Below are 13,159 nucleotides of genomic sequence, written 5' to 3'. Positions count from 1 at the left end.
AACAGGACGGGGATGCCCCCGTCCTGTTCGTCCCATTTTGCGCATGAAACGGAGACTCATCGATGCGCCTCATCGTCACCGGGGGAACGGGCCGCCTGGGCCGTCGCGTCGTCATGGAAGCGCTGAGCCGCAACCACACGGTCACGATCCTGTCGCGCTCGCCTGAAGCCATCGACCTTGCGCACCCCGGGCTGCAGCGCGTGTCCGTGAACGTCCGGGACCAGGCCGCCCTCGCCGAGGCGGTGCAGGGCCACGACGCAGTAATCTCGACGCTCGGCCATCGCCGCGCGGCCGAGGCGCCGGATCTTCTGTCCGTTGGCATGGCGAACCTGATCGCAGCCATGGAGGGGGCGGGGATCCAACGCATCGTGGCCCTCGCCTCTGCGGGAATCCTGCAGCTCGACGCCTCGCGCCTGCGCTTCGAGCGCGCCGGGTATCCCGAGGCGTTTCGGGCCGGTTCCCAGGCCCACCTCAAGGCATGGGAGCACCTCGAAGCCTCGGCGCTCGACTGGACCCTCGTCTGCCCGCCGGAGCTGGTGGAGGGCGACCGCGAGGCACTCCTCTCGGTCCAGGCCGATTATCTGCCCGAAGGGCCCCTCAAGGTGAGCATGGAGGCGCTGGCCCGCTGGATGATCGACGCCCTGCCCGATGCTTCCTGCTCCCGCAAGCGCGTCGGCATCCTCTCGCCCACCCCCTGAGGCAGGCGTCTCGAATCAATCAGGGCGCGAAGGCCGCGCCCGAAGAGCGGCGAAGTCCACCAAGCGAACGCCTTGCGCCTCGATCGCCCGCCTCACACCTTGATCGCGCACGACGGCAAGCTCGATCTCCCGCTGTCTGACGTAGCCGCCGCCCAAATGCTCCAGTTGCTCGTCCACGTAGCCGGGGTGGACGGCCACCTCGTTCACCCCGGGCGGAAGCTGCGGCAGCATGCCCACGAAGTTCTCGACGCTGGCCACCCCGAAGAAGCCGTCGACGAAGCTGACGGGACTTGCGATGCCCTCTTCGACCAGCAAGGTCGCCTGCCGCTTGAAGGCGTCCGGGGTCATGTAGGGCATCATGCGCCAGGCCTTGATGGGATGCAGGATGCCGAAGGCGATCATCCTCCACATCATCCCGGAATTGCCGCCCCCGCCGGCAAAGGAAACGCGCCCGTAGACCGTCTCGGGGACCGGATGCCGGACGGGCACCTTCCACTCTCGGGCCAGCTCGCGCACGACCCCGTAGAAGGGCGTGTAGAGGAACATGATGCCTTCGTGGTAGTCCAGGTGATCGAAGCGCACCCCGAGCGATCGCAGCCGCTCGCCCTGGGCGCGAAGCTCGGCCTTTAGCTCTATGAGCGAGACATCCGGCGCGCGCTCCATGAGCGCGTCGCGAGAATAGAACTGTCCGCGGGCATCGACCAAGGTGGGCACCTCGCTCGGCGGCAAGACGGGGCGGCCGGTCGTGACGTTCAGGTGCAGGCCGATGGGCAGGCCCGGGTGCTCTCGGCGGACCTGGGCGAGCCGCGCCTCGGCCCCCTCGACGTTGACCAGCGCCGACGAGGAGGTCACCACCCCCTCGCGCCACGCCTGCACGATGCCTGCCGTGACGCCGTCGCTCATCCCCAGATCATCCGCGTTCACGATCAAGGCCCGAGGGGGCGCGGGCTGGCCTTGGTCCGCCTGGATGAGGCGTTCTTGGCGGACGAGAGGAAGGCACGCCGATAGCAAGGCGACGATCGAAAGCAGAGGCCAGAATTTCGTGCGCATAGACACCTCTGGACAAACTAACGAGCATGCCTTCTCAGTATAATCGATCGAAGACGCGCGGGCCAAAAGGCGCCCTGCCGGCCTACTAGCCGAGGCTTGCCACCTTCAAGTGCCGTTCGACCTCCAAGAGCGTCGGCAGGACGATCGCCTGGCGCGGCAGGGCACGGGCGGGAAGCGTGGAGATTCCCTGGCCTCCCAGCCAAAGCCTCGTTCCGGGCTCCAGCGCGCCCGCCAGCGTTTCGAGCGCGGAAAGGCGGGCGTCGTCGGGATGCGTGACGAGGCTGATCCCGACGGCAAAGGCCCCGATCCGCTTGGCGGCAAGCGCGAGCTCGGATGGGGGCAGGTTCGGCCCCAGGTAGCACACGGGCACCCCGCAAGAGGCGACCATCAAGGCCACCACGAGCAGGCCCATCTCGTGCAATTCACCGGGCAGGGTCCCGAGCAAGACCGGGGCGTGGCGGCGATCGAGATGCCGCGTCCGCAGGATCGTCCCGAGCAGGCTTCTCAAGAGCGAGGTGGCCAGGTGCTCGGCGGCAATCCCGAGCGACCGGTGCGACCACCGGCTCCCGACGTGCTCCAAGAGCGGCAGCACGACCTCGTGAATCAGCTGAACAGGGGGAAGGACGAGAGCCGCATGCCCCAGCGCTTCATCGGCCGCCAGGTAATCGAGCCGATCGACCGCGTCGATGATCCGCTGGGCGAGCACGCCTTGAGGCTGGACAGGCAGGGGCTCGGGGGTGGCGACGAGGTCCGAGAGATCCGCGTCCGAAAGGGAGGCGATCCGGCCAATGGCATGACCTGCGGCCGTCGCTTGCTTGAGCAACAGGAGACGCGCCACGTCGCCCTCGCTGTACAGGCGGAGGTTGCGTTCGGCGCGAACCGGGGCGATCGCGGCATACCGCCGCTCCCAGGCACGGATGACGTCGGGGCTGAGCCCCGTCAGGCGGCAAACGGCCTTGATCTGGTACTTGCCGGGATCTTTCATGGGCGCCTCCTGGGTCCTTCATACCCGAGGGCGCAGCGCTTGTCAAATGCTTGTAATGGACAAGATATTGACAACGCCGTCCACGATCTTTAGACTCCGGGCACGTGGAGAAAAGGGAGGCGTCATGCCCAGGTTCGAAGCGAGCACCACGCTCGAGGTTCCGACAGCCACCGCGTTCGCCTGGCATGCCCGCAAGGGGGCTTTCGAGCGGCTGATCCCCCCCTGGATGCGGGTACGCCTCATCGAGCGCCACGGCAGCATCCAAGACGGCGATCGGCTGGTCATGGAGCTCTCGCTCGGTCTTATCAAGCGGCGCTGGGTGGCCGAGCACCGGGATTACCAGGCGAACCGCCAGTTCCGCGACCTCCAGCTTGAAGGCCCCTTCGCCGCGTGGGATCACCTGCATGCCTTCACCCCGCAGGGCGACCACCGGTGCGTGTTAAAGGACGAGATCATGTACCGCGTGCCTTTCGCCAGTCTCGGACAGACCGTCATGGGTCCCACCATCGCGCGCGAGCTGACGCGCATGTTCGGCTTCCGGCACGAACGCACCCGCCACGACCTCGCGCGCCACGAAGCCTTCGCGCAGCTGGGCCCCCAGCGGATCGCGATCACGGGCGCCTCGGGCTTCGTCAGCACGCAGCTGGCAGCCTTCCTCACGAGCGGCGGGCATGACGTCCGGCCCCTCGTGCGGCGCACGGCGGGCGAGCGTGAGATCCACTGGAACCCGGCGACAGGCGCGCTGGACCTCGACAAGCTCGAAGGGGTCGACGCGGTGATCCACCTGGCAGGCGAGAGCATCGCGGGCGGACGCTGGACGCCCGAGCGCAAGGCGGCGATCCGCGACAGCCGCGTCCAGGGGACGCGATTGCTTGCCGAGGGCCTCGCCAAGCTGCGCCGGCCGCCCCGCGTGCTGGTCTGCGCCTCGGCGATCGGCTTCTACGGCGATCGCGGCGAGGAGGTGCTCACCGAAGCCAGCAAACCGGGCACCGGCTTCTTGTCCGAGGTCTGCCAGGCCTGGGAAGCCGCCGCGGATCCCGCCCGAGAGGCGGGCATCCGGGTCGTCCACCTGCGGACCGGCATCGTGCTCTCTCCCGGTGGGGGCGCCCTCGCCCAGATGCTGCTGCCCTTCGTCATGGGGGTCGGCGGGGTCATCGGCAGCGGCCGGCAGTGGATGAGCTGGATCGGGTTCGACGACCTCATCGGGGCCTTCCACCATGCGCTCTTCACCGAGTCGCTCGAAGGCCCCGTCAACGCCACCGCCCCCCAGCCCGTGACCAACGCGGCCTTCACCCGCACCCTCGGGAAGGTGCTCGGCCGACCGACCCTCTTCCCGCTGCCGGCCCCGGTGGTCCGGCTGGTGTTCGGCGAGCTGGGCGACGCCTTGCTGCTCGAAGGCGCACGGGTGCAGCCCACGAAGCTCGAAGCCAGCGGCTTCAAGTTCCACCATCCCGATCTCGAGGCAGCGCTACGCAGCGAACTCGGTCGCTAGGAGGGCCCCATGCCGACGCCGCCGTACTACCTCTGGAACCACTGGTACATCGCCGCTCGCTCGCATCAGGTCAAGGCCCACAAGCCCTTTGCCGCCACCCTCTTGGATACGCGCCTGGTCCTCTACCGCAACAAAGCGGGCGGCGTCGTGGCGCTCCGCGATCGCTGCCCCCACCTGGGGGCCTCGCTCTCGCTCGGTCACGTGCGCGACGGCTGCGTGACCTGCCCGTTCCATGGGTGGCGCTTCGACGAAGAGGGGCGCTGCCTCGAGATTCCTGCCCTCGGCGAGGCAGCCCCCACTCTTCAGAACCTGCGCATTCCCCGCTACCACACCATCGAGGCGGGCGGCCTCGTCTGGGTGTACATGACCCAGGTCCCGGACGCCGTCCCCCAAGGCGACCCGGTCCCGCCCGAGTTGCGCGAGCCCGGCTGGGCCTACGGCCTCATCGAGGATCGATGGGACACCAATTTCACGCGCTTCGCCGAGAACATGCTCGACATGGTGCACCTTCCCTACGTCCATGCCCGCACCATCGGCCGCTTCGCCAAGAAACGCAGCCCCCACGTGCCGAAGGTGACCGAGCTGCCGGACGGGTTCGACCTCGAGGACGGGCTGCTGACGTTCCGGCTGCCAAACGTCCACCGGCTTACGATCTCGGCACAGATGATCCACTACATGTGGGGCGTCCCGGTCGGTGCGACGGAGACCCGGGTCTACATCCTCGGCCTGCGGCGCTTCGCGCGCTCCAGGTTGCTGACGCCCCTCTTCAACCGCTACAACCGGAAGGTCCTCGACGAGGACCGCACAATCATCGCCAGCCAAGAGCCCAAATACGTCACCTTCGGCCCGGGTGGCGATCTGCTGATGCGGCCGGACAGCGCCGCGCGAGCGTACCGCAGCCTGCTGGCCCGCGTCTTGGACGGGGGCCCCGGCTCGTAAGCCCTGACGTCGCTACTTGCGAGGGCGCACCCGATCGTAAGGGCTCATGGTGACGTGCAGGCGGCTTTTGCGCGCGCTGCGGTGGTATGCGCGCAAGCGCAGGGCGAGCACCAGTGAGACCCCCATCTCCAGGTTCCCGAACACCGTCAGGTAGACGGCGAGCCAGCGCGCCCAGGCGGTACTCGCGCCATACTGGCGCAAGGCGAGGTTCAGCCCAAAGAGCACCAAGACTGCCACGCTGAGTGCCATGTGGGCCGTGGCGAGCTTGCTCGCGGCCGACGTCGTGCGGGGCACGGTGTGGACGAAGTAATCGAGCCCGGGCAGGGCCGCGAGCACCCCGCCCACCAACCCCAGGGCGATGAGCCAGCCCGCGATACCGAACCAGGCGCCGTTTTGGGTCACGGCGTAGGTCAGGTCCATCGCGAGCGCCCCGAGGAAGGCCAGCGCCGGAATGAGCAAGAGCAGGCCGTACCAGTTGAGTTTGCGTTCTGCCTCGTCCATGCGCCCGAGTGTAAGAATCGGCGGCGGAGCTGGCAACAAGCGTTCAATCACTCGCGTCCCGGGACCATGGGGCACTCGGCACCTGGCCTCATCTCGCCCGTGCGCGTACCCCGTGCTACGACCGGCGTATGGCGGACGTCAGGCAACCCAAGAGAGCGACCGCCGCGAGCACCGATAACCCGGCATCGACGGCGCGAGAGAGGGCGACACTGGAGCTTGCGGCCTGGGGCGTGCCGAGGACCGTGGAGAAGACGGCCCCGGCCAGGCCGACGCCGAGCACCATCCCCACGTTCCGGGCAGTGGCGAGCACACCGCCGGCAAGGCCCTGGTCGGCCTTGGGGGCGGCCCCCATGAGGCTGCTGTTGTTGGGCGAGATGAAGATCCCCGTCCCGAGGCCGACCACCGCCAAGCCCACCAGGATGTTCGCTTGCGGGGTCGTCGCGCCCAGGCGCGACAGCAAGAACAAGCCGCTCGCCAAGAGGAGCATCCCCACGACCGCGGGCAGACGCGTGCCGATACGGTCGGAGAGGGCGCCGCTCAGGGGCGCGACGAGCGCCATCGTGAGGGACTGCGTGGTGAGGATGAGCCCCGCATGCTCCGGGCTGAAGCTGCGCCCCTGGATCAGGTAGAAGGGCAGCAGGAAAAGCGTCCCCGAGACGGCGATGTAGTTGAAGACGGCACTGGCGCTCGCCGCTGCGAATTGCCGATCGTGGAAGAGCGTGAGCTTCAACATGGGATCCTTGCAGGCATGCTCGATGGCCAAAAAGAGCCCGAGCACGACGAAGGCCACGGCGAACAGGCCCAAGGTGAGAGGTGAGCTCCAGCCCAGGGTGGGGCCTCGGTTGAAGCTGAGCAGCAAGGCGCAGAGGCCGACCGCGAAGGCGATCGCGCCGAGCCAATCGAAGCGCGGCATCTGCGCAACGGGCCGCGGGCGCGGAATGAAGTGGAAGCCGAAGAGCAAGGCCAGCGCCCCCACCGGCACGTTGATGTAGAAGACGGCGCGCCAGCTGAACTGGTCCGTGAGCCATCCGCCCAGGGCGGGCCCCACGCTCAGCCCCAGATAGGTCATGGTGGCCTGAAGCCCCAAGGCACGCCCCCGCTCATGCTCCGGGAAGCTCAAGGTCAAGATGGCCGGCGAGTTTGCAAAGAGCATGGCGGCCCCGATCGCTTGCAGCGCTCGAAACAACACCAGCCAATGGAGTGATGGCGAAGCGCCGCACAGCGCCGAGCCGATCACGAAGCAGGTGCAGCCCGTCAGGTAAATGGGTTTGTGCCCGAGCAGGTCACCGAGCCGTCCGAAACCGAGCAACAGCGCGCTGATGACCAGGAGGTAAATCGTCACCGCCCACTCGACCTGAGCAATGGGGCTCTGGTAGGTGCGGCTCACCACGGGCAGGATCGTGTTCACGACGCTCCCATCGAGCGCCGACATGAAGGTGCTGATGCCGACAGAAAAGAGCACCCACCATTTTCCGTGGCCCGTAGGTTTGCGCGTGGCCATCGCACCCACTCCCGTCCCCCCATTCTCGGCCGGGGCCTCGCGGAAGACCACGTGGAGAGTCGCCGGATTTTTACCACGCCCCTCGCGCAAGGGTCGTCTGATACCCGCTTGCCACGCGGCAAGCGGGTGATGAGGACGATGGGCTCAGTTTGACTTGGTGCCGGAACCGGCATAACCTTCGCGACAGACGTGAAAATCGCCCGATGATGCGCAAAGGAGGGTCAGCGCCATGGCCGCCACCACGATGAACCTAGATCAAGTGAAGCGCTTAGCCAAGGACCTGCGAACGGATTTCCCCCGTAGTCCAGCCGAGCCGCTTGCGGATTACGCGATCGCAGCCCGCGCCCTGGACAAGTGCCGCGCGGAGATTGCCGGATGGCAGGGCGAGTATCATTACGATTGCCCGCTCAGCCGCCTCTTTCTCGACTTCGCGGGCATATCGGCCGAGGCCTTCAAGGCGTTCGTCGCCACCGGCGCCTCCGACGACGAGGTCGCCGACTGGATCCAGGAGGTGGCCGTCAAGCGGGATCGGATCGACATCGTGCGCTGGAGCAACGGCTGGCGCGAAAAGCGGCTCAGCGAGCTAGACGATCGGCTCGTCCTCCACATGGAGGACTATGTCCAAGAGAACCTGCCGCCCCAGAGCTGGCAGCGGATCTATCGCTGGTTCGACATCTACGACATCGAGGAGAAGCGGATCCCCGTCTAAATCCGCTCCCCTCTCAAGGCGCAATAGCGACAGCCGCTGGCGCGATGTTGCGTCCCTGCCCGCTTCGGCGGGCAGGGACGTCTTGGTTGGCGATTTAGGCGTGCTTTGCCTGGTGCAGCCAGATCTGGTTGCCGTCCGGGTCGCTCACCATCGAGATCCAGCAGATCGGCGTTTCGAAAGCCTCGCTCGCCTTGACGCCGCGCTCGGCCAGCATCGCCCGGAAGGCCTCCATATCGTCCACCTCGAGCGACAAGGACTGAGCCGTGCCGGGTTTTCCGACCTGCTCGAAGTTTCCCACCCCGAAGGTGCCTTTGCCGACCTCGAACTCCACCCAGGTCTCCGAGGCGAGGCCCTCAGGCTTCAGGCCGAGCACGTCGCGATAAAAGGCCACGGCGCGCGCCATATCGGTAACGGGGTACATCACGAACGCAATCTGCGTAACGGGCATGGGGCTTCCTTTCTGTCTGATGAGGTCGGTTGAATGTGCAGCGAATCGTGCTGGTAAGTCTTACGCCTCGGCGTGCAAGCCCAAGGTATTGCCGTCCGGATCCAGGATCTCAGCCCACCAACCCCACGGCTCCTTCCGCGGCTCCACCCCGAAGGTGACACCCCGCTGCTTGAGCTGCGCACAGGTGGCCTCGAAGCCGTTGACCTCGAAGGTCGCCGCGATCATGGCGCCGACCCGCTCGGGTTCGAAGGCGGGATTCCCCTCGCTGAGGAGCGTCACGCGCGTGGCGTTGCCGGGGGGCGTGAACTCGACCCAGCGCATGGGGCCCATCGTGGCATCCGTGGTCTTTTTGAAGCCGAGCGTCTCACCGTAGAAGGCGATGGCCTTCTCGACGTCGCGCACATTGATGGCGATGAAGCCGACGTGCGAAATCCCGATCGGGGCAGTGGTCTCTGACAATGGTTCCTCCTTTTTTTTGACGCGTGACAATCGCCCTTGTCGAGGCTCAGCGACGCGGCGTATCAGCTGGGCGATGCTTCACGTACCGATCGAGCCAACGATCCGTCTCGTAGAGCATGTGCAGGATGGATTCACGTGCCCGGTAGCTATGCTCCTCGTGCGGGAGGAGCACCAGCCGGGTCGTCGCACCGAGGCCCTTGAGGGCCTGGTAGAACCGCTCGCTCTGCATGGGGAAGGTGCCGGGGTTGGAGTCGGCCGCGCCGTGAATCAAGAGCAGCGGCTCGTTGATGCGGTTGGCGTTCACGAAGGGCGACATCTTGAAGTAGGTGTCGGGCGCCTCCCAGAGGGTGCGTTCTTCGGACTGGAAGCCGAAGGGCGTCAGCGTGCGGTTATAGGCCCCGCTGCGGGCGATGCCGGCGGCGAAGAGGTCCGAGTGGGCCAGCAAGTTGGCCGTCATGAACGCCCCGTAAGAGTGGCCGCCAATCGCGATCCGACGGGGATCCGCCACCCCGCGCCGCACGACCTCGTCCACCGCAGCCTTGGCACCGGCGACCAGTTGCTCGACGTAGGTATCGTTGGGCTCGTTTTCCCCCTGACCGAGGATGGGCAGCTTGGGATCGTCCAGCACGGCATACCCGCGCGCCAGCCAGACCAGGGGCGAGTTGTACGCGATCCGATCGAACATGTACGGCGAGCGGTCGAGCTGTCCTGCCGCATCGGCGCTCTTGAACTCGCGAGGGTAAGCCCACATCACCATGGGCAGGGGCCCTTGCTTGGCAGGATCGTAGTTCGACGGCAAGTAGAGGGTCCCGCTCAAGGGCAGCCCGTCCGCACGCTTGTAGGTGATGAGTTCCTTTCGGACGCCGGCCAGTTCGGGCGTGGGATGGGCGAAGTGCGTGATCGCATGCTCCTGCGCCCCGTCGCGCAGGACGTAGTTGGGCGGCTCGCTGGGGGACTCTCGACGGATCAGCAGGCGCTTGCCCGAAGCGTCGAAAACATGCGCCACCACCGCGTAGGTGGGCGCCTGGGACTCCCAGAGACGCTCCTTGCGGCCGGTCTCGAGGTCGAGCCGATCCAGGAAGGGTTTGTTGCCGCTCGGCGAAGCCCCCGCTCCGCTGAAGAGCAGGCTCTTGCCATCGGCAGAGGCGGTCATGACGAAAGTGCCGCGCGCCGTGCGCTGGCGAATGGGGCTGCCCGGATCGCCGTAGCGATCCTCGGAGGAGCGCTCGAAGAGCTTCCGAGGCACCGCGGTGGTATCGGGCGAGAGCACCCAGGTGCGCTCCTGGCGCGTCTTGCGCCATTGCTCCCAGACCAAGGCGAGGCGACCGTTCGCCCACTCGGCTCCCGAGAAGCGGTAAGCCAGATCGACCAACGGGGTCGGCTCACCCTTGAAGGGCGCCTTGAGCATGAGCACGCGATCCCGCACGGGTGCCGGCTGGGCCGGATCGCCGCCGTCCTGGGCCTCGGCCCAGTAGAGGCAAGCATCGGCATCCGGACGCCACGCCAGAGCACGCGGTCCCTTGCGGACGGCGTCGAAGGAGATCGGTACGGTCTCAGCAAGCGGCAAATCCGCCACGCGCCGGACGAGCCGCCCTGCGCGATCCCAGACCTCGGCCCGAGTCGGGAAGCGATCCAGCGGCACGAGGTAGGAGTAGGGGCGATGGACCGTCTCGACGAGCACGTACTTGCCGTCCGGCGAGGGGCGCGCGCCCATCATCAGCCCGGGCTGGCCGAGAGGCTTCGCGCGACCGGTTGCATCGAGCACGAGCAGCTGAGACGTCAGGTAGTGCTCGAAGAGGGCCTCATCGTACGGCCCCTTGAGCAAGTTCGGATAGGTGCGGGCAGGGGCCTTCTCGCCCATGTTCTCCTGCACGATCGGGCCGACGGGGGCCTCCGGCTCCTTGGGGGCCGCGCCGCGCTTTTCCGGAACGGCTCGGCAGAGGATGCTTTGGCTATCAGAGAGCCAAGCAAACGGCATCCCCACCGCCGCGTTGAGGCGAAGGACTCCGTGGCGCTGGGCCCGAGCCGTCGCGACGTCCGCCACCCAAAGCTCGATACCGGCATCGCGGGTGAGGGTGAAGGCCAGCTTCTTACCATCGGGCGACCAGGCGACGTGGGAAATCTGAGGCTCCTTGGGCAGGCCCGTGACCTTGCGAGCCTTGCCGTCGGGCAACGCCTGGAAGGCGAGTCCCGAAACGTAGTTCACTCGGGACTCGCCGTTCGTCTTCGGGTTGACGGCAAGACCTGCGAGCTTGAGCTCGGGCTGGCTGACCTCAAGGATGCTCGGCAGCGATCGCCGCTCCATGAGCAGCAGGGTGCGGTTATCCGGGCCGATGCTGATACTGGGCGGAAGCGGAGCGTCCACGATGCGCGCAAGCTCCGGCGCCGGTAGCTGGTAGGTGGGGACCTGGGCGAGCGCCGGTGTGGCGAAGGCGAGGATCAGGCAACAAAGAGCGAAAGGGCGAACTTTGGATAACAAGTGAACGTCCTCCGGGAATCAATCGTCGATAGGTAACATCTTACCCCGCCTCGGCTTGTAAGCACCTTTCCACCTGTAAAGGGGAGCCTCCGGATGCCGGAGGCTCCCCTTTACAGGTGAATTGAGCGCTACCTATCTTGAATATCGCGCTTGATATCTTCGGCCTTTTCCTTGACGTCTCCCCAGGCCTGCTGGGCCTTGCCCTTCATTTGCTCGAGCTTGCCTTTGCGCTCCAACGAGCGATCGCCCGTCATTTCGCCGACAAATTCTTGAGTATCGCCCTTTAGCTCCTTGCCCTTACCCTTCAAGCGGTCCGTTTCGCCAGCCATCTTGTCCTCCCTTGCTATGCCACTCTTAACATTTTGTCACATCCTCAGATTAGTTCAACAAGCAAGAGCTACGGCCATCCCATCCGGCGCTTGAAAGGAGATTGATAGCTTCTTTGATTCGGAAACCCCCTGAGCTTTCACCAAGGGCCTATCGAGCTGGGGTGGACAAGCTTTAAAGGGCTCAGACTACAATCTACTTGAGCCTGATGCGTTTGAAGCCAGCGATCCGGAGGAGATGAAACGTGAAAGTGCAAGCAAAGGACATCGTTCGGGATTACGATTCGGACCCAAACGAAAATCCCTGGGTTCATGGCAAGCCACAACCAGAAAACATCGAAGTCGTTCCATACGATCGGGCTTGGCCCGAACGCTATCTGGCGATCGCCGAGCAAATTAAGGCGGCACTCGGCGCAACAGTTCTCCAGCTCGAACACATCGGCTCAACCGCTGTGCCAGGCCTCGCCGCAAAGCCAGTGATCGACATCGATCTCACGGTGCCTGATCCCACCGACGAAGCCGCTTATGTCCCCGCCCTGGAATCGCTGGGTTTTGACCTGTACATTCGTGAGCCAAGCTGGCATCAGCATCGTTGCCTTCGATTGAATGGTCCCCGCGTCAATCTCCATGTTTTTGGCCCAGATTGCCCGGAGAGCATCCGCCACCTCATGTTTCGCGATTGGCTACGAACTCACCCCGAAGACCGCGCGTTGTATGAACAAGCGAAACAATCGTCTCTCGATAATGTCGAAGTGGTGATGGATTACAACAAGCGAAAAGAGCCCGTGGTGCGAGAGATCTACCATCGATTATTCCAAGAAGCCGGACTCATTTAAGCGGTTTTTACCGCGAAACCATCACCTTTCGGTCGCTCTAGAAAGCTGGCAAGGCTCACTACATAGTAAAGGCGACCCTGTACCAATCTTTGGTACAGGATCGCCTTTATTTGCTCTACAGAAGGCAGGAAGGCTAATCCAGAGGCTCGAGCGCCAGGGACTCCGAAGCTCCGGGAAACAGGCCACCAGCTCCGATGGTGACGTCGAAGTCGGTCTGGCCGCTGAACAAGCGCGCCTTGAGACGTACCTTGAGCTTGCCTACCGTCGGGCGATCGTCATCGGTCACGACGATGTCGGTGTACGAATTGGCATCATTCGTGCTGAGGAGCGTCATGGTGATCACCTCAGGTTCCGGATACCGGATATCGAAGCCGTAGGCCTCGCACTTGGCGCGATAGGTGGTATGAGGCTTGAGCTTGCTGAAGACGACCGGGTCGCCGAGGCGCTCGCTGGTGAGCCCGCGGGACACCTGCTGACCGTTCTCGGTGACTGGCGTCTCGACGCCGTCCGTCACCGTGTAGAGCTTCACCACCAGGCTCTTGACGTCTGCGGCGGTGAACGGCTCGATCGAGGGCACGTCTTGCGTCTGATAACCGCCCGAGACCACCTCAGGAGTGAGGACCAGCATTGCGCCCGAACCGGTCCTGGCAACCTGAGGCCCCGCAGCGCATCCCGCTAGCAGCAGGAGGCTCGAAGTGAGAAGGGATAGATGTTTCTTCACGTTGAACTCCTTGCG

The 13,159-nt window shown here is 65.4% G+C and carries 14 protein-coding genes; 5 read left to right on the top strand and 9 right to left on the bottom strand.

Annotated elements, in window-relative coordinates:
• Window positions 1-62 precede the first annotated feature (62 nt).
• Window positions 63-698 (top strand): NAD(P)H-binding protein, encoded by a 636-nt coding sequence (locus tag J7643_07765; protein MBO9540471.1) that lies wholly within the window; start codon window positions 63-65, stop codon window positions 696-698.
• Window positions 699-713: 15 nt separating this feature from the next.
• On the opposite strand, the gene J7643_07760 is transcribed toward J7643_07765, so the two are convergent.
• Window positions 714-1,748, bottom strand: a complete 1,035-nt coding sequence (locus tag J7643_07760; GenBank protein MBO9540470.1) for a ChbG/HpnK family deacetylase — start codon at window positions 1,746-1,748, stop codon at window positions 714-716.
• 85 nt (window positions 1,749-1,833) lie between these two features.
• The gene (locus tag J7643_07755) at window positions 1,834-2,733 is read right to left on the bottom strand and encodes a MerR family transcriptional regulator (GenBank protein MBO9540469.1); all 900 of its coding nucleotides are present in this window, start codon (window positions 2,731-2,733) and stop codon (window positions 1,834-1,836) included.
• A 124-nt stretch (window positions 2,734-2,857) separates the two neighbouring features.
• On the opposite strand from J7643_07755, the gene J7643_07750 reads away from it, so the two are divergent.
• Window positions 2,858-4,225: a TIGR01777 family oxidoreductase gene (locus J7643_07750; GenBank protein MBO9540468.1), complete on the top strand. Its 1,368-nt coding sequence runs from the start codon at window positions 2,858-2,860 to the stop codon at window positions 4,223-4,225.
• Between the two features lie 9 nt (window positions 4,226-4,234).
• Entirely contained in the window at window positions 4,235-5,164 is a 930-nt protein-coding gene (locus tag J7643_07745; protein ID MBO9540467.1) for an aromatic ring-hydroxylating dioxygenase subunit alpha, read from the top strand.
• A gap of 12 nt (window positions 5,165-5,176) precedes the next feature.
• Here J7643_07745 and J7643_07740 read toward each other — a convergent pair whose 3' ends face one another.
• Complete coding sequence (locus tag J7643_07740) at window positions 5,177-5,665, bottom strand: hypothetical protein (GenBank protein ID MBO9540466.1); 489 nt, start codon at window positions 5,663-5,665, stop codon at window positions 5,177-5,179.
• Window positions 5,666-5,780: 115 nt separating this feature from the next.
• Window positions 5,781-7,166: an MFS transporter gene (locus tag J7643_07735; GenBank protein MBO9540465.1), complete on the bottom strand. Its 1,386-nt coding sequence runs from the start codon at window positions 7,164-7,166 to the stop codon at window positions 5,781-5,783.
• Window positions 7,167-7,410: 244 nt separating this feature from the next.
• Here J7643_07735 and J7643_07730 point away from each other — a divergent pair, with 244 nt between their 5' ends.
• Window positions 7,411-7,875, top strand: a complete 465-nt coding sequence (locus J7643_07730; GenBank protein ID MBO9540464.1) for a DUF5069 domain-containing protein — start codon at window positions 7,411-7,413, stop codon at window positions 7,873-7,875.
• A 94-nt stretch (window positions 7,876-7,969) separates the two neighbouring features.
• Here J7643_07730 and J7643_07725 read toward each other — a convergent pair whose 3' ends face one another.
• The 4 genes from J7643_07725 to J7643_07710 form a co-directional block, all read right to left on the bottom strand.
• Window positions 7,970-8,323 (bottom strand): VOC family protein, encoded by a 354-nt coding sequence (locus J7643_07725; GenBank protein ID MBO9540463.1) that lies wholly within the window; start codon window positions 8,321-8,323, stop codon window positions 7,970-7,972.
• A gap of 60 nt (window positions 8,324-8,383) precedes the next feature.
• The gene (locus J7643_07720) at window positions 8,384-8,782 is read right to left on the bottom strand and encodes a VOC family protein (GenBank protein MBO9540462.1); all 399 of its coding nucleotides are present in this window, start codon (window positions 8,780-8,782) and stop codon (window positions 8,384-8,386) included.
• A gap of 46 nt (window positions 8,783-8,828) precedes the next feature.
• Window positions 8,829-11,261 (bottom strand): prolyl oligopeptidase family serine peptidase, encoded by a 2,433-nt coding sequence (locus J7643_07715; protein ID MBO9540461.1) that lies wholly within the window; start codon window positions 11,259-11,261, stop codon window positions 8,829-8,831.
• Window positions 11,262-11,389: 128 nt separating this feature from the next.
• A complete protein-coding gene (locus J7643_07710; protein ID MBO9540460.1) occupies window positions 11,390-11,590 on the bottom strand; it encodes a CsbD family protein in 201 nt (66 codons plus the stop codon).
• A 242-nt stretch (window positions 11,591-11,832) separates the two neighbouring features.
• Between J7643_07710 and J7643_07705 the strand changes: the two genes are divergently transcribed.
• On the top strand, window positions 11,833-12,423 hold the full coding sequence (locus J7643_07705; protein MBO9540459.1) for a GrpB family protein: 591 nt from the start codon (window positions 11,833-11,835) through the stop codon (window positions 12,421-12,423).
• A 133-nt stretch (window positions 12,424-12,556) separates the two neighbouring features.
• Here J7643_07705 and J7643_07700 read toward each other — a convergent pair whose 3' ends face one another.
• Window positions 12,557-13,144, bottom strand: a complete 588-nt coding sequence (locus tag J7643_07700) for a hypothetical protein (protein ID MBO9540458.1) — start codon at window positions 13,142-13,144, stop codon at window positions 12,557-12,559.
• Window positions 13,145-13,159 lie beyond the last annotated feature (15 nt).

The organism is bacterium, from assembly GCA_017744355.1.
Classification (GTDB): domain Bacteria; phylum Cyanobacteriota; class Sericytochromatia; order S15B-MN24; family UBA4093; genus JAGIBK01.
Note: the sequence above shows the minus strand (reverse complement) of the source record. Positions and strands in the feature narration are given on the sequence as shown.